Origin of the sequence: Brevibacterium spongiae (assembly GCF_026168515.1) — a bacterium.
Classification (GTDB): Bacteria; Actinomycetota; Actinomycetes; order Actinomycetales; family Brevibacteriaceae; genus Brevibacterium; species Brevibacterium spongiae.
The window spans coordinates 2,958,588-2,973,435 of sequence record NZ_CP093443.1; the positions used below are offsets into that span (position 1 = coordinate 2,958,588).

At 67.2% G+C, this 14,848-nt stretch carries 13 protein-coding genes; 10 read left to right on the top strand and 3 right to left on the bottom strand.

Features of this window, described 5'->3' with window-relative positions; translation table 11 throughout:
- Positions 1–2 precede the first annotated feature (2 nt).
- From L1F31_RS13330 to L1F31_RS13365, 8 genes are all read left to right on the top strand, one after another.
- Entirely contained in the window at positions 3–1,226 is a 1,224-nt protein-coding gene (locus L1F31_RS13330; protein ID WP_265417761.1) for a TadA family conjugal transfer-associated ATPase, read from the top strand.
- Positions 1,223–2,221, top strand: a complete 999-nt coding sequence (locus L1F31_RS13335; RefSeq protein WP_265417762.1) for a type II secretion system F family protein — start codon at positions 1,223–1,225, stop codon at positions 2,219–2,221. The genes L1F31_RS13330 and L1F31_RS13335 overlap by 4 nt, the downstream gene beginning before the upstream one ends.
- Positions 2,218–3,156, top strand: coding sequence for a type II secretion system F family protein (locus L1F31_RS13340; RefSeq protein WP_265417763.1), 939 nt, complete (start codon positions 2,218–2,220; stop codon positions 3,154–3,156). Before L1F31_RS13335 ends, L1F31_RS13340 begins: the two co-directional genes overlap by 4 nt.
- A 107-nt stretch (positions 3,157–3,263) precedes the next feature.
- A complete protein-coding gene (locus L1F31_RS13345; RefSeq protein ID WP_265420485.1) occupies positions 3,264–3,584 on the top strand; it encodes a hypothetical protein in 321 nt (106 codons plus the stop codon).
- Entirely contained in the window at positions 3,581–4,057 is a 477-nt protein-coding gene (locus L1F31_RS13350) for a TadE/TadG family type IV pilus assembly protein (protein WP_265417764.1), read from the top strand. Before L1F31_RS13345 ends, L1F31_RS13350 begins: the two co-directional genes overlap by 4 nt.
- Complete coding sequence (locus L1F31_RS13355) at positions 4,050–4,544, top strand: hypothetical protein (RefSeq protein WP_265417765.1); 495 nt, start codon at positions 4,050–4,052, stop codon at positions 4,542–4,544. Before L1F31_RS13350 ends, L1F31_RS13355 begins: the two co-directional genes overlap by 8 nt.
- Position 4,545: 1 nt before the next feature.
- Positions 4,546–5,025: a pilus assembly protein TadG-related protein gene (locus tag L1F31_RS13360; RefSeq protein ID WP_265417766.1), complete on the top strand. Its 480-nt coding sequence runs from the start codon at positions 4,546–4,548 to the stop codon at positions 5,023–5,025.
- A gap of 189 nt (positions 5,026–5,214) precedes the next feature.
- Positions 5,215–8,871: an FtsK/SpoIIIE domain-containing protein gene (locus tag L1F31_RS13365; RefSeq protein WP_265417767.1), complete on the top strand. Its 3,657-nt coding sequence runs from the start codon at positions 5,215–5,217 to the stop codon at positions 8,869–8,871.
- A gap of 7 nt (positions 8,872–8,878) precedes the next feature.
- On the opposite strand, the gene L1F31_RS13370 is transcribed toward L1F31_RS13365, so the two are convergent.
- Entirely contained in the window at positions 8,879–9,922 is a 1,044-nt protein-coding gene (locus tag L1F31_RS13370; protein WP_265417768.1) for a GNAT family N-acetyltransferase, read from the bottom strand.
- Positions 9,923–9,967: 45 nt separating this feature from the next.
- On the opposite strand from L1F31_RS13370, the gene L1F31_RS13375 reads away from it, so the two are divergent.
- Positions 9,968–10,777 (top strand): purine-nucleoside phosphorylase, encoded by an 810-nt coding sequence (locus L1F31_RS13375; protein WP_265417769.1) that lies wholly within the window; start codon positions 9,968–9,970, stop codon positions 10,775–10,777.
- Positions 10,778–10,848: 71 nt separating this feature from the next.
- Positions 10,849–12,663, top strand: a complete 1,815-nt coding sequence (locus L1F31_RS13380) for a phospho-sugar mutase (protein WP_265417770.1) — start codon at positions 10,849–10,851, stop codon at positions 12,661–12,663.
- A 72-nt stretch (positions 12,664–12,735) separates the two neighbouring features.
- On the opposite strand, the gene deoC is transcribed toward L1F31_RS13380, so the two are convergent.
- Positions 12,736–13,383 (bottom strand): deoxyribose-phosphate aldolase, encoded by a 648-nt coding sequence (gene deoC / locus L1F31_RS13385; protein ID WP_265417771.1) that lies wholly within the window; start codon positions 13,381–13,383, stop codon positions 12,736–12,738.
- A gap of 97 nt (positions 13,384–13,480) precedes the next feature.
- Entirely contained in the window at positions 13,481–14,770 is a 1,290-nt protein-coding gene (locus tag L1F31_RS13390) for a thymidine phosphorylase (RefSeq protein ID WP_265417772.1), read from the bottom strand.
- Positions 14,771–14,848: the final 78 nt, after the last annotated feature.

The window sequence follows — 14,848 nt, forward strand, 5'->3', positions numbered from 1 at the left end:
GAGTGGAAGCCACCGAAGTCATCACCAGCGAGGTGCACAAGCGGATCAGAGATCTCGATGTGGACCCGCGCGCCGATATTCAGCGCTCCCGCGAGCTCATCCGCACTGTCATCGCCGAATATGATGAGCGCAGCCTCGTCGCCGATCTTCCCCTCCTCGAAGACAAAGAAGCGACCTTTCGCCATATCGACAATCAACTCTCGGGTTTCGGTGCCCTGCAGGACTATTTCGAAGATCCGCATGTCGAAGAGATTTGGATCAATTCCCCGAGTGAAGTCTTCATCGCCATCGACGGAATCCACCAGTTGACGACGACGAAACTGAGCTCCGGCGAGCTCGACGACCTCATCGAACGGATGCTGCGGACGTCGGGCCGCCGCGTCGATTTATCCCAACCGTTCGTCGACGCCATCCTTCCCGACGGCTCCAGGCTGCACGTCGTGCTGCCCGATATCACCCGCACCCACCCGGCCGTGAATATCCGCAAGTTCATCGCGCGGCCTCGCAATCTCGGCAACCTCGTCGCCACCGGCTCCCTCACCCCGCCTGCCGCCGAGTTCCTCGATGCGGCCGTCGCCTGCGGTGCGAACATCCTCGTCTCCGGAGCCACCCAGGCCGGGAAGACGACGATGCTCAACGCCCTGGCCGGATCGATCCCGGCCAGGGAACGCACGATCTCCTGCGAAGAGGTCTTCGAACTCAACCTGCCCAGCCGCGACTGGGTGCCCATGCAATGCCGACAGCCATCACTGGAAGGCACCGGCGAAGTCACGCTCCGCGCCCTGGTGAAGGAGGCGCTGCGGATGCGGCCGACACGCATCATCGTCGGCGAAGTCCGCGAGGCCGAAAGCCTCGACATGCTCATCGCACTCAATTCGGGTCTTGCCGGGATGTCGACCCTGCACGCGAACTCGGCACGGGCGGCGATCACGAAGATCTGCACTCTGCCGCTGCTGGCCGGGGCGAACATCTCCTCGGCATTCGTCGTGCCCACCGTCGCCGTCAGCCTCGACGTCGTCGTTCACCTGCGCAGGGACCCGTCCGGGGTCCGCCGCGTCGACGAGATCTGCGCCGTCCCCGGCGGAGTCGAAGGTGATGTCGTCGAACTGGATACGATCTTCCATTCGCCGCGCGGAACGCTCATCCGCGGCCAAGGGTTCGGCCACCTCGGCGAGCGATTCGCGGCCATCGGCCGGGATCTGCATGCCGTTCTGGAGGCGGCGTGAGCTATTCGCAGTTCGCTCTGCTCATCGGCGCGTGCCTCGGTGCCGGGCTGTTCCTCATCTGGATGTCGCTGTGGCAGCGCCCGCAGGGGGCCAGGACGCAGCGGCGATGGGTGCGCGAACTCGACGATATGCTCACCGGCGCGGGATTCCCCCGACTGCGCCCTGCCCACCTGCTGCTGATCTCACTTGCCGTCTTCGGCATGGTCGCCGTTCTGTCGACCGTATTCACCGGATCGTGGGCGATCGGTCTGTGCTTCGGACTCTTCGCCTCCTGGCTGCCCCACCGGCTTCTGCAACATCGAGCACGCAGCAAGCAGGTGATGCGGCGGGAACTGTGGCCCGAAACCCTCGACCACCTCAATTCCGGTGTTCGCGCGGGGCTGTCCCTGCCCGAGGCGCTCGGCTCCTTGGCCCACCGCGGTCCGGAACCCCTGCGACCGCTGTTCGAGGTCTTCGCCGAGGAATACCGAGCCAGCGGATCCTTCGCTCTGGCGTTGGAGAGATTCCGGCAGGTCAGTGCCGACCCGGTGGCCGACCGAATCGTCGTGGCGCTGAGCGTGACCCGCCAGGTCGGCGGCAGTGATCTGGGTACGATGCTGCGCGCCCTGGCCCAATTCGTCCGCGATGACGCCCGCACCCGCAACGAACTCTCCGCCCGGCAGCAGTGGACCGTCAACGGCGCCCGACTCGCCGTGGCAGCTCCCTGGGTGGTGCTGGCGTTCCTGTCCACCCGCCCCGAGACTGCCACCGCCTACAACTCCCGAACCGGTCTGGTCCTTCTGGCCGCCGGCTTCCTCATCTCCCTGTTGGCCTATCAGGCGATGAAGCGCATCGGTCGGCTCCCCGCCGAACCCCGCGTCATCGAAGGATCCTCGCTGAGTTCGGCGCACCGCAGGTTCGCCGACGCCGCCGCCGACGCCGAAGCCGGCGTCACCGTTTTCGACGGTCTCAATTCGACCGGGCCGAACAGTGCTCGGGACGGTCGCGCGGCATGAGCATCCTCGGTGATCCTCTGACCATCCTGATCCTCGGACTCTTCAACGGCTTCGCTCTGTGCGTCTTCGTCTTCTCCCTTCCGCCGCTGCGGCGACCGTCCCTGTCATCGCGGATCGCACCCTATCTGCGCGATCAGGAGTCCTTGGTCGACGTCTATGCTCCGCCGACGCCGCGCAGCGAGGGATTCCTGGGCCTGGCGAAGTCCGTCCTGCTCACCTCGACGCTGTGGGTGACCTCGCGCATCACCACCGATGCGACTCTGCGGCTGCGCATCGACCGCCTCGGCGGGAATGCCACGATCGAACGCTTCCGCATCAATCAGGTGCTGAGCATCCTCATCGGGATGATCGCCGCCGGCGGTCTGGCCGGTCTGCTGTCGGCTCAGCGCGGGTTCTCCCCCATCGTCACCCTGGTCCTCGTCATCAGCGGCGGCATCGCCGGTCACGTCTTCAACGATTGGCGCCTGAGTCAGGCCATCAACCGGCACGAATCCCGGGTGCTCGCCGAGTTCCCCACCGTCGCAGAACTCCTCGCCTTATCCATCACCGCAGGTGAAGGGATCGTCGAAGCCTTGGAACGTGTGTGCCGAACCTGTTCGGGTGATCTCATCGACGAACTCCGCGCGGCCCTGTCCGCCACCCGCACCGGCACCCCTCTGGTCGAAGCCCTCGACGGGATGGCCACGCGCATCGCGATCCCCGAGATCGTCCAGTTCGTCGACGGACTCGCTGTGTCGATGACCCGCGGCACACCACTGGCCGAAGTTCTGCGCTCCCAAGCCGCTGACGTGCGGGAACAATCCAGACGACGTCTGCTCGAGCTCTCCGGGAAGAAGGAAATCGGAATGCTGGTTCCGGTGGTCGTCTTCGTGCTTCCCGTGACCGTCATCTTCGCCGTCTTCCCGTCCCTGACCGTGCTCGACCTCAGCCCGTGATCATCGCCCGGACACATCCGCCCACCCTCCGACCTCACGTTTCGCTCGACCTGCCGCCCCGAATAAGCCGACTACCGCGACGATGACGTTGCGAAGAAGGAGACACGATGTTCCGCCAACTCACCTACCGCCTCATCCCGCTCATGCTCGGACTGATCCCCGCACCCCCTCCCCGAGGTGGCACGACCATCACCGAGGCGGCCGACCAGGTCATCGATCCCGACTCGGCTGCCGATAACGACCTCGATTCCGATGCCGACCTGAACCTCGCCGCCGATGCCGATCGGCCTGATCGTGGTGACGTGCCAGGCTGGGTGCTCATCACTCTGATGACCGCGGGCCTCGTGGTCGCATTGTGGGCACTGGCCGGTGAAGCCTTCACCTCGATGTTCCAAGATGCCATGAATAAGGTCCGCGGAGCCGGGTGACCGTGGACGCGGGTGACGCAGCGGTGACCGGAGACGATGAGACGTCACGGGGCGACCAGATGGAGGCCGCCTCGGTGCCGGACTCTGGCGAGCGCGGTGATGCGGGATCAGCGATCGCCGAGTTCGCTCTCATTGCTTCCCTGCTGGCACTCATCCTGGCCGGCGCCCTGCAGATCGGGCTCGTCATCCACGTCCGCAACACGGTCATCGACTCCGCGATCGCCGGGGCCCGCCAGGCGAGCCTGGCCGATCAGAGTCCCCGTGACGGCCAGCGGCTGACCGCCGACCTCATCCGGGTGTCAGTCGGCGAGCGCTATGCGCAGAAGGTCACCGTCTCGACCTTACGAGACGGTGCGGTCGAGATCGTCGAGGTCCGGGTGCGGACTCCGATGCCCGTGCTCGGCCTGTGGGGACCGGCCGAGGTCTGGGATCTGCGCGGCAGGTCCATCGCCGAGGATGTCGACGGTGGCTGAGCCCGACGTCGAGGGCAGCGGCGACGCCGGCTCCGGGGCCGACGCCGGTTCGGGGACCGACGCCGATTCGGGGATCGCGCTCGATTCGGGGACTGCGGTCGTCGAGTTCATCTTCGCCTCCGTCGTCCTGCTCATCCCTGTCATCTACCTCATGCTCACCCTCTCTCAGCTGCAGGCCGCCAGCTATGCGACCACCTCGGCGGCGATGTCGGCATCGCGCATCGCGGCTCGGGACGCGAACCCGTCCGAAGCCCGGGCCCAGGAGGTGGCAGCGATGCATTTCGCGGATTTCGGACTGCGCGATGCACCCACGTCCATCTCGTACTCGTGCGCCGGACCCTGTGGACAGGCGGGCTCTCTCGTCACTGCACGGGTGGAGACAAAAGTGGTGCTGCCGGGCTTCCCGCTGCTCTTCGGGTCCGTGCATGCACCGCACATCACGCTGCGGGCGAACCACACCGATGTCGTCGCCGTGGGAGGCCGGTGAGATGGACACCGACCACGTGCACGATTCGGATTCCGGTGCAGCAGATACCGGCGCATCAGATGGCAGGTCGGATGGCGGGTCGATCACACCGTTGGCCATCGGCTTCGTCGTCATCGCGCTGCTGCTCGCCTTCCTCATCGCCGCACTCACCGACCTGCACATGGCCAGGCGGGAGCTGCAGGGCATCGCCGATTCAGCGGCGCTAGCAGCATCGGACTCGTTCGAACCGGCACCCGGTGACGAACCCGGGCTCGTGTTCTCACCGCCCGCGGCCAAACGGGCAGCCGGACGCTATATCAGTGCCGTTGCCACCCCGACGGACATGCGCAATCTGAGGGTGAGCGCCGACGCTGATGGGGCGCACTCGGTGCGGATCCGAATCCAGGCCAGCTACTCCCCAACGCTGCTGTCACCGTTCGTGCCCGGGCTCATCGACCTCCACGCCACGGCCTACGCCCGGGGCGCCCTCCGCCTGGACTGACGGCCAGCCTCACGGCTGGGTGGGCCGGCCGACGGGTGGGTGGACCGGCCACTCAGGCACCCACTCAGACACCGTTACCTGTGGACTCCCGTCCCACTCGCGCGCTGTCCGGCTGTGGATGGCCGAGGTCCGTGCACAGGGCGCACTCGACCTCTTGCTCCGGCGAATCGGCCCGGTCAGGCTGTGTCCATGAGAACCCTGGGGCTCGCCCACCGCATCGAAACGAACGGAGCCGTGACAAGTCTGAGCATCGAAGCCGATTCGACCAGCCCCGCCCTCGAGGTTCTCTGTTCCGTCTTCGGTCAGGAGCTCCAGTATGAGGACCTTGAGGCAGGCAACAGTGTTCCCGACGGCGACCTCATGACCATCAGCTGGGGCCGCTGGCAGAGCCTCAACCCGATCACCGTCATCGGCGCGAACATGCTGCGCACAGTTGACGACACCGCCGTTCACCCCGGCAGGGCACAGCTGGCCGCAGTGACCGTCATTGCGGGACCCGACTCCGGCTTCAGACTCGACCTCGACCCGAGACGGGCCCGCCTGTCCCGGCTGCCGCACGACCAGTCACTGACCGTCATCGACCCGTGCATCTCCCGCACACCGCAGTTCCTGGAACTCAACGCCGCGAACGGACAGGGTGTGAGCATCCTCGGCGCCACCGTCCTCGCCCCGTCCGTGCCGCCGACACCTGAACCTGCCCCGCAGATCCGCTCCCCACCAACGTCACGGGCCGACGACATCCACATCGCCCCGACGACCGTCGACGATCCGCGACCGGCCAGACCACCGCAATGGTGGACCTTCCTCATCCCCATCGGCATCGGCGTGGTCTTGGCTCTCGCCACCGGCATGTGGTGGTTTCTCCTCTTCAGCGTCTCCGCCCCGCTCTCCGGATACGTCGCCTACCTGGTGGAGAAGAGACGCTTCACCCGCGATGTCGAACACTGCCGCCGTGGCCGGGCCGCCGCAGCGGCAGATGCCCGCGCCCGCCTGCACGAACTGATCACGGCTCACCGCCGGTCAGCGTTCACCGCACCGGGCCTGCGCCTGGGATTCGGTCCCGTCCTCAGCGGCCTCACCGTCGACGAACAGCTGCAGGAGGGAACTGATCACGTCGACGGACGCATCGTGCTCGACGCTGTGCCGATCTGCATCGACCCGCGGACCACGACCGTCACCGTCACCGGGGACCCCGCAGTCCTGGCCACCATGGCGTTCGCGTGGCTGTCCGATCGCCGGTACACATGGAGTCCCGGCCCCGAACTCTCCCAGCTGCCGGAACTGGCCGGCACACGGTTCTCCGCCGATCTCGCTCAGTCCTCTGCACTCCCCCTCGGCCGCGCCGGCCACGATGCCGACGAGACGATCACCGTGCGCCTCGACGACACCGCCGAGCAGGGAACCCTGACGATGTCCGGCCCGCGCCCCGCCTCGGCGATCTCCATCTCTGTGGGGACCCTCGCCCAGGCCCGAACCCTGACCTCGACCGCTCCCCGCGGTCCCGTCCCGCACCGGGCGCTCACCGCATCACTCATGCCCGCCGCCCGGTTCGTCACTCTGCACCGCAGTCGTCAGAAAGCTCAGAGTTCTCCGCCGTGGCCCAGCCACGGCCTCGGCGAACTCTGCGACGACACTCCCGAGGCCATCGCCACCCGCTGGCTCCACCCCACACCGAACCCCGTCATGATCGGCCGCGGGACCGACGGCGACATCGGCATCGACCTGTTCGCCGACGGTCCCCACGCGCTCGTCGCCGGCACCACGGGCAGCGGAAAATCACTCCTCCTCCAGACCTGGCTGCTGTCGATGGCCTTGGCACAGCCTCCTCGGCGCCTGCAGTTCGTGCTCATCGATTTCAAAGGCGGCGCCACCTTCGCCCCGCTGCAGGACCTGCCGCACACCGACAGCGTCCTCGACGATTTCGACTCCGGTCTCGCATTCCGCGCCCTCGTCTCCGTTCGGGCCGAGATCACCCGCAGGGAACGTCTGCTGGCCGAGCACGGCTGCGCCGATGTCGAGGAGCTCGCCGATCCGCCGCCGCGCCTCGTCGTCGTCATCGACGAATTCCACGCCCTCATGGCCACCCATCCTCGTGCCGCTGACCTGCTCGAACATCTCACCGCGCTCGGCCGGTCCCTCGGCGTGCACCTCATCCTCGCCACGCAGCGGCCCCTGGGCGTCGTCACCGGGCAGATGAAGGCGAACATCAACATCCGCGTGTGCCTGCGCGTGCGCGAAGAGACCGATTCCTTCGACGTCATCGGCACCGAAGCCGGTGCTCTGCTGCCTGCGGACAAGCCGGGTGCTGCCTGCCTCGACACAGGGATCGGCACAGCTCGGTTTCGGGTCGCCGTTCCCTTCGGCACCGATTCCCTCACCGAGGCGGCCCGCCGTCCCAGGGTCCGGCCATGGGTTCGCGGACCCCTTCCGTCCCTGGCGGGTGGGGCCAGGGGCGTCAGTGTCGCGAACATCATCTCCGCAGCCGGGGACAGCGCTGACCGGTCGGGGGCCAGTGCTGACCAGTCCGAGATGCGACACGTGGTTCACCCTCCCCTGCCGGGGCCCGACGATATGACATTCGGGCAGGGCTCGGAGGCGGTCGGGCAGGTTTCGGGTACCGCCGGGCAGGAATCGGCGGCCGCCACGGGCATCATTGATCTGCCCACCGAGCAGCGCCAGAAGAACTGGAGCTTCGACCCTGATGCGGACGGCTCGACGATCCTCACCGGAGGCGACCCCGCAATCGCGGATTCCGTGCTCGTGTCCATGGCTCGTTCCGCCGCGTCGACACACCGCATCATCGCCGTGGGCAGGATCGCCGGGCTGCTCGAATGGGCAGAGATCACCTGCGGCATGAACGACGGTTGGCGATTGCAAGCGGTGCTCGGCCATCTCGCAGCAGGGTCGGGAGCTCAAGCTCGCTCGGGCTTGAGCTCGGGCCTGAACTCGGTCTCGAACCGTCAGCCGCCGAGCCTGCTGGTCTGCGGGAACTGGGCCGAGCTCGTCGATTCGCTCGACCACTATTGGGCAGAACGCCTCGAACGGCTGCTCGGCCACGCGGGCGCCTCCGGCCTTCGCTTCCTGCTTGCCGGGTGCCGGAACATGACGTTTCGGAACTCTCTGTTCGCGACTCAGATCATCTTCCCACCGGAGACCGGTGAGGATGGGACGAACGTCGGACTCAGTCGGCAGAGGTTCGCAGGTACGTGGCCGGACTACCGCGCAGTCATCCGCGGACCGACAGTGCAGGCCTGCGGTGGGGAGGGCGCCGATGTCCAGCTCGTGCCGGGTGATGCATCATCGCATGACTCCTCCGGGGCCGTCCGTCCGACAGGCGAACACAACGGTTTCGCGCCTCGGTGGCGGGGTCTGGACCGCCAAGCGGGCACGCCCTGTGCTGTCGCCGATCCGGATCGCGTTCCCATCGGGGTCGATCCCTTCGGGGAACTCGTCACCTGGGATCCGCGGCGGGATGGGTCCGTGCTCACGGTTCGCGGTTCCCCGCAGAGTGGAAAGAGCGAGTTCGCCGCTCTCATGGCTCAACTGGGCAATGCTGCCGTCCACGATGACGCGCATTCGGAGTCCGAACCCGTCGACTGGGATCTGCTCGACGGCAACCGGCATGTGCTCACCGTGCCGACACGATTCGCTCCCGGCTACGGCTCACCACTGGCGAAGGCGCAGAGCCTCGGCCCCCTGCTCGTGCTCGGGTCACACACCCGGCAGGATCTCACCGGTCTCGGGTTGCTGCGGCAGGCACCGTTGGACGGGCTGCCCGGGACAGGATGGTTAGTCACCGAAGATGAGGCGCGTCCCGTCAGGGTCTTCACCACCGAAGGGAGTTGAGGCTGATTCAGCTCGCGTCGGCAGGAGGACCGGAAAGTGTCTCGTACCGGTAGAGCTCGGTGGCCGTGCCCGTCTCGAGCAGGCGGTCGGCGAGTGCCGAGATCACGGGCATGCCGCTCGTGACCTCGATAACGACATCGGCGTCGACCGACAGCCGTGCCAGCAGCAGTTCGGCATCGGCGAGCGCCGCGGCGAACTCCTCACCGGCGGCATCGGCAGCGTCGTCGCGGGTCTCGAACATCGACGCGAGGATGAGCTCGGTGGGCGGTTCCTCATCGATCTGTTCGACGGTTGCCTTCCCCTCCCCGGCCGCAGCCTCGCCGGCACCCGGTTCGCCCGCCGAGGGCAGGACTCCGGCGGTCTCATCGGCCTCACGCGCATAGGACACGGCGAAGGCGCTGAGCCCGCCCGCCTCGGCGGTCCCTGCAGCACCATTCAGCAGTGCGGCACCATGGGCTCCGGCCGCCTCGGAGAGGAATGTGTTGTTCACCTGTCCGATGGTCAGCGGACCGACCGCATCGTCACGATTGACCGCGGTGTACCAGCCCAGGAACGCCTTCGTCAGCTTCACCGAACCGGTCGCGACGATCTCGAGATCCTCGGCCCGGCCGCCTCCGGCCGGCGGCAGGGCACCGGCGGGGACCTTGATGACTCGGGTCGTTGTCAGCGGAGTGAACCCGAGCGCCTGAGCGAAACCTTCGCCTGCGCTGCCGGCCTGCACCCGGGCCCGCAGGTCGAGGCCTTCGAGGGCGGTGCCACGCGTTTCGGCGCACACGGTCTCGAAGAGCTCCCGCCCCTGACCGTGTCCCTGTTCCTCGGCAGCGACCTCGACGTGGACCCACGCCCGGTGGGGGTGAAGGGGGGATTCGGCGATCGCGGCGGCCCCGACGGGAACGTCGGGGACCACCTCGGCGATGACGGAGCGGATCAACGGCGAATCCGACGACGGACGGAACAGTGACCTGGCCATATGACCGGCCGGGGTGGTCGCATCCGCAAACACCTCATTCAGGCGCAGATCGTCACCGTCGCTCAGCTGTCGAATCGGCATGTGTTCGCTCCTTGGGGCGGTGGGGAACTTGATAATCTTGGCGTCATGACTGACTTAAGCGATCCTACCGCCGCCGCCCACGCCGCGGCCACGACCATCAACGCGAACGCAGGGATCGACTCCCACGACATCGCGCTCGTCCTCGGCTCCGGTTGGGGCGGGGCGGCCGACCTCCTCGGCGAAACCGTTGCCGAGATCTCCGCCGCCGAAGTCCCCGGATTCCACGCCCCCGCAGTCGAAGGCCACGGCGCCACCCTGCGCACCGTGCGCATCGAAGCCAGCGGCAAGCACGCGCTCGTGCTCGGCTCCCGCACCCACTACTACGAGGGCAAGGGCGTGCGCGCGGTCGCCCACGGCGTGCGCACCGCGGCCGCAGCGGGATGTTCCTCGCTCGTGCTCACCAACGGCTGCGGCGGACTCAACCGCAACTGGGCGGCCGGGACACCCGTGCTCATCTCCGACCACATCAACCTCACCGGCACCTCCCCCATCGAGGGCGCTAACTTCGTCGACCTCACCGACCTGTACTCCCCACGCATGCGCGCCATCGCCAAAGAGATCGACCCCACCCTCGACGAAGGCGTGTACGCACAGTTCCGCGGACCCCACTACGAAACCCCCGCCGAGGTGCGCATGGCCGGGATCCTCGGCGCCGACCTCGTGGGCATGTCGACGACGCTCGAGGCGATCGCGGCCCGTCAGGCAGGACTGGAGCTCATGGGCATCTCGCTGGTGACGAACCTTGCCGCCGGCATCCAGGAGACCCCGCTGTCCCACGCCGAGGTCATCGAGGCCGGAGTCGCCGCCGCTCCGCGCATCTCCCGCCTGCTCGCCGACATCGTCGCGAAGCTCTGAGCCGGCGGCACTCCCCGCACCCTCGCCCCACCTCATCTCATCCCTGACCGCGAATTCGCAAAGGACCTCATATGACCCGCGTAGCCGACCGCTTCACGAATGGATTCGACGCCGAGGTGGTCCGCGCCTGGATCGCCGACGACCCCGACGTGCAGACCGCGACCACCTTGGAGCACATCCTCGCCTCCGCTGAGGACGGGGACGTCGCCGCGATCGCCGACCTCGAGGACCGGTTCGCAGGCCCTCTCGTCTTCGGCACGGCCGGGCTGCGCGGTGAGATCGCAGCCGGTCCGAACCGGATGAACCGAGCCGTCGTCATCCGGGCGGCAGCCGGACTGGCTGCGTTCCTGGCAGAGACTGTCGGTGAGGGGTTCCGGGTCGTCATCGGCTGCGATGCCCGGTACAAGTCTGCGGAGTTCGCCGCCGATACAGCCGCCGTCATCACCGCCGCTGGTGGGGTCGCAATTCAGCTTCCCGAGCAGCTGCCCACCCCGTTGCTCGCTTATGCGCTGTTGAAGCGCGGGGCTGATGCAGGTGTCATGGTCACAGCCAGCCACAACCCACCAGCTGACAACGGATACAAGGTCTATCTGGGACAACGTCCTCTGCAGGCGATCGAGTCAGACCCGGTCGCTGCCCTTGCCGGTGCCGGGGCGCAGATCGTCAGCCCCGCCGACGGACTCATCGCTGAGAAGATCGCCGGAATCGAATCCGTGGCGTCTGTGCCGAGGGCCGAGTCCGGGTGGGAGCACCTCGACGAGTCGATCGTCGAACAGTACCTGTCGCGCATCGACGAACTGGGGGTGCGGGCGAGCGGGGACCTGTCGATCGTGCTCACCTCCCTGCACGGTGTCGGTGCCGGTGTCGCCGAGGCGGCCCTGACCCGCACCGGGTTCACGAACCTCCATCCGGTGCCCTCTCAACAGGCACCGGACCCAGACTTCCCTACCGTGTCCTTCCCTAACCCTGAGGAAGCCGGGGCACTCGATGAGTCCTATGAGTTGGCCCGTGAGGTCGGCGCCGAACTCATCATCGCCAACGACCCGGACGCCGACCGGTTCTCCGCCGCCATCCCGGACGACTCATCGGCGGCCGGGTACCGGCAGCTGTCCGGCGACGAAGTGGGGCTGTTGCTGGGTGAGGACCTTGCTGGCCGTTTCGAAGAGAACGGAGCGGTCGGCACGGTCTTCGCGAATTCGATCGTGTCTTCACGGGCTCTCGCGGCCGCGGTCAAGAGCCACGGTTTCGCCTCAGTGAACACGCTCACCGGATTCAAGTGGATCTCTCGTGCCAGTCTCTGGCTTGCCTTCGGCTACGAAGAGGCGCTCGGCTACTGCGTCGATCCATTGATCGTACGCGACAAAGACGGAATTTCCGCGGCGGTGACCTTCGCTTCACTCGCTTCGCGTCTCAAGGCAGAGGGCAGCAGCATCGAGGACGAACTCGACCGGATCCGCGCCCGCGACGGTTACTTCGCGACCGCTCCGCTGAGCTTCCGCCTCGACGATGTCTCACTCATCGGCGCTGCCATGGCGAAGCTGCGGGAGAACCCGCCGGCAACACTGGCCGGGTCCCCCGTCGCCGAGGTCCACGATCTGTCGTCCGGATATGAGGGCCTGCCACCGACTGATGGGATCCTGCTGCTCTCGGAGTCGAATTCGCGGGTCATCGTCCGGCCCTCGGGCACGGAACCGAAGCTCAAGTGCTATCTCGAGGTCGTTGCGGAACCATCCGAACTCGAGGCTGCGGCCGAGGCCGATCAGCGTGCGGCCGCGAGCGCGGGAGTGCGACTGCCAGCCACCTCGGCGAGTGCCTCTCTCAAACCCGCACTCAAGGAACGCCTGACCACGATCAGCACCGAACTCAAGGCCTTCTTCGGCCTCTGAACCCCCTTATTACTACGTGACGGCGCCCCAGCAACCCGGCGCGAGGTTGCTGGGGCGCCGTCGGGTAGTAATTCAGAGGGTGTCGAGGATGGCCTTGCTGCCGGAGAGGCCCAAACGGCTCGCGCCGGCGGCGATCATCTCTTCGGCCGCCTCAGCGGTGCGGATGCCGCCGGAGGCCTTGACTCCGAGGCGATCGCCCACGGTCTCGCGCATGAGCGACACAGCATGAGCGCTGGCGCCGCCGGCCGGGTGGAAACCGGTCGAGGTCTTGACGAACCCGGCACCGGCGGCCTCCGCGCGGCGGCAGGCCTCGACGATCTGCTCGTCGTTCAGCGCAGCCGACTCGATGATGACCTTGACCAGGGAGTCCCCGCTGGCCTCAACGACTCCGCGGATATCGGCCTCGAGGCCGTCGAAGTCACTGGCGACGGCCTGTCCGATGTTGATGACCATGTCGACCTCATCGGCACCGTCGGCCACGGCCTGGGCGGCCTCGGCGGCCTTGATCTCCGGCTTGACCTGACCGGAGGGGAACCCGACGACGGTCGCAACGACCAGATCGCCCGGGTCGGTGACGGGCAGCATGGACGGGGACACGCAGATCGCGAGCACCCCGAGTTCCTTCGCCTCGGCGACGAGAGCGTCGACATCGGCCGGGGTCGCTTCGGGCTTGAGCAGGGTGTGGTCGATGATTCCGGCGACTTCGGTGCGGCTGGTCATGGGTTCCTCCGAGGTGAGTGCTGCAGGGTCTGGGGCTGTGGTTCCAGGGTAGCGAGGCAGGCGGCCACGCAGAAGTTCTGGCGGTGTGGGATCGGGCTCAGCTGATCTTGTCGAACACGATCGAGTCCGGCACCGAGGCGGCGTCCCCGCCGATCTCGACCGCTGTCTCCAGCGATTCGATCGCCCGAGCGAAGCGTTCCGGAGTGGCCGTGTGCAGGGTCATCAGCGGCTGACCTGCAGTGACCGTGTCACCGGGCTTCGCGTGCAGTTCGATGCCCGCGACGTCCTGGACCGGGTCCTCCTTGCGGGCCCGTCCGGCGCCTAACCTCCACGAGGCGACTCCCACCGACAGTGCGTCGAGCTTCGTGAGCACCCCGGATTCGGGTGCGGTGACGTCTTCGGTGTGCTCGGCCACGGGCAGGGCCGCGTCCGGGTCACCGTGCTGGGCGCGGATCATCGCCTTCCACTTGTCCATGGCGCGACCGTCAGCGAGTGCGGCACGCACATCGACGTCGGTCTTGCCGGCCAGGCGCAGCATCTCCTCGGCCAAGGCCACGGTGAGCTCGACGACATCGGCCGGTCCCCCGCCGGCGAGGACTTCGACGGATTCGCGGACTTCGAGGGCATTGCCGACTGTCAGGCCCAGGGGCGTGGACATGTCGGTCAGCAGCGCCGAGGTGTTCACTCCGGCTGCCTTGCCGAGGTCGACCATCGTCTGGGCGAGTGTGCGGGCCTTGCTCAGGTCCTTCATGAACGCTCCGGAGCCGACCTTGACGTCGAGGACGAGTCCGGAGGTGCCTTCGGCGATCTTCTTCGACATGATCGACGAGGCGATGAGCGGAATGCAGTCAACGGTCGAAGTGGTGTCGCGCAGGGCGTAGAGCTTCTTGTCCGCCGGGGCCAGACCGGATCCGGCGGCGCAGATGACGGCACCGATGTCCTCGAGTTGGTCGACGATCGCCTCGTTGCTCAGCCCTGCCTGCCAGCCGGGGATCGATTCGAGCTTGTCCAGTGTCCCGCCGGTGTGGCCGAGCCCGCGACCGGAGAGCTGCGGCACGGCGACGTCGAAGACCGCGACGAGCGGGGCCAGGGGCAGAGTGATCTTGTCCCCGACTCCCCCGGTCGAATGCTTGTCCGAGGTCGGCCGCGACAGCGTGGAGAAGTCCATCCGCTCACCGGAGGCGATCATCGCCTGCGTCCAGTCAGCGATCTCGGACGGTTCCATATCGTTGATGAAGATCGCCATGGCCAGAGCCGCCATCTGCTCCTCGGCGACGACGCCGCGAGTGTAGGCGTCGATGACCCAGTCGATCTGCTCCTTGCTCAGAGCCCGGCCGTCGCGTTTGGCGGCGATGACGTCGACGGCGTCGAATGCCTCTACTGTCACAGTCTCAATCCTTCGTTGTCATCGTGTCAGTGATGTCGCCGGTGCGGCGACGGCTCGCCGTGGTGGGACATCGTCGGT

What these genes read in the sequence shown, in the direction of transcription:
- L1F31_RS13365 (WP_265417767.1), top strand. Translation starts at nt 5,215, where the DNA reads ATGAGAACCCTGGGGCTCGCCCACCGCATCGAAACGAACGGAGCCGTG.
- L1F31_RS13375 (WP_265417769.1), top strand. Translation starts at nt 9,968, where the DNA reads ATGACTGACTTAAGCGATCCTACCGCCGCCGCCCACGCCGCGGCCACG.
- L1F31_RS13380 (WP_265417770.1), top strand. Translation starts at nt 10,849, where the DNA reads ATGACCCGCGTAGCCGACCGCTTCACGAATGGATTCGACGCCGAGGTG.
- deoC (WP_265417771.1), bottom strand. Translation starts at nt 13,383, where the DNA reads ATGACCAGCCGCACCGAAGTCGCCGGAATCATCGACCACACCCTGCTC.
- L1F31_RS13360 (WP_265417766.1), top strand. Translation starts at nt 4,546, where the DNA reads ATGGACACCGACCACGTGCACGATTCGGATTCCGGTGCAGCAGATACC.
- L1F31_RS13340 (WP_265417763.1), top strand. Translation starts at nt 2,218, where the DNA reads ATGAGCATCCTCGGTGATCCTCTGACCATCCTGATCCTCGGACTCTTC.
- L1F31_RS13370 (WP_265417768.1), bottom strand. Translation starts at nt 9,922, where the DNA reads ATGCCGATTCGACAGCTGAGCGACGGTGACGATCTGCGCCTGAATGAG.
- L1F31_RS13345 (WP_265420485.1), top strand. Translation starts at nt 3,264, where the DNA reads ATGTTCCGCCAACTCACCTACCGCCTCATCCCGCTCATGCTCGGACTG.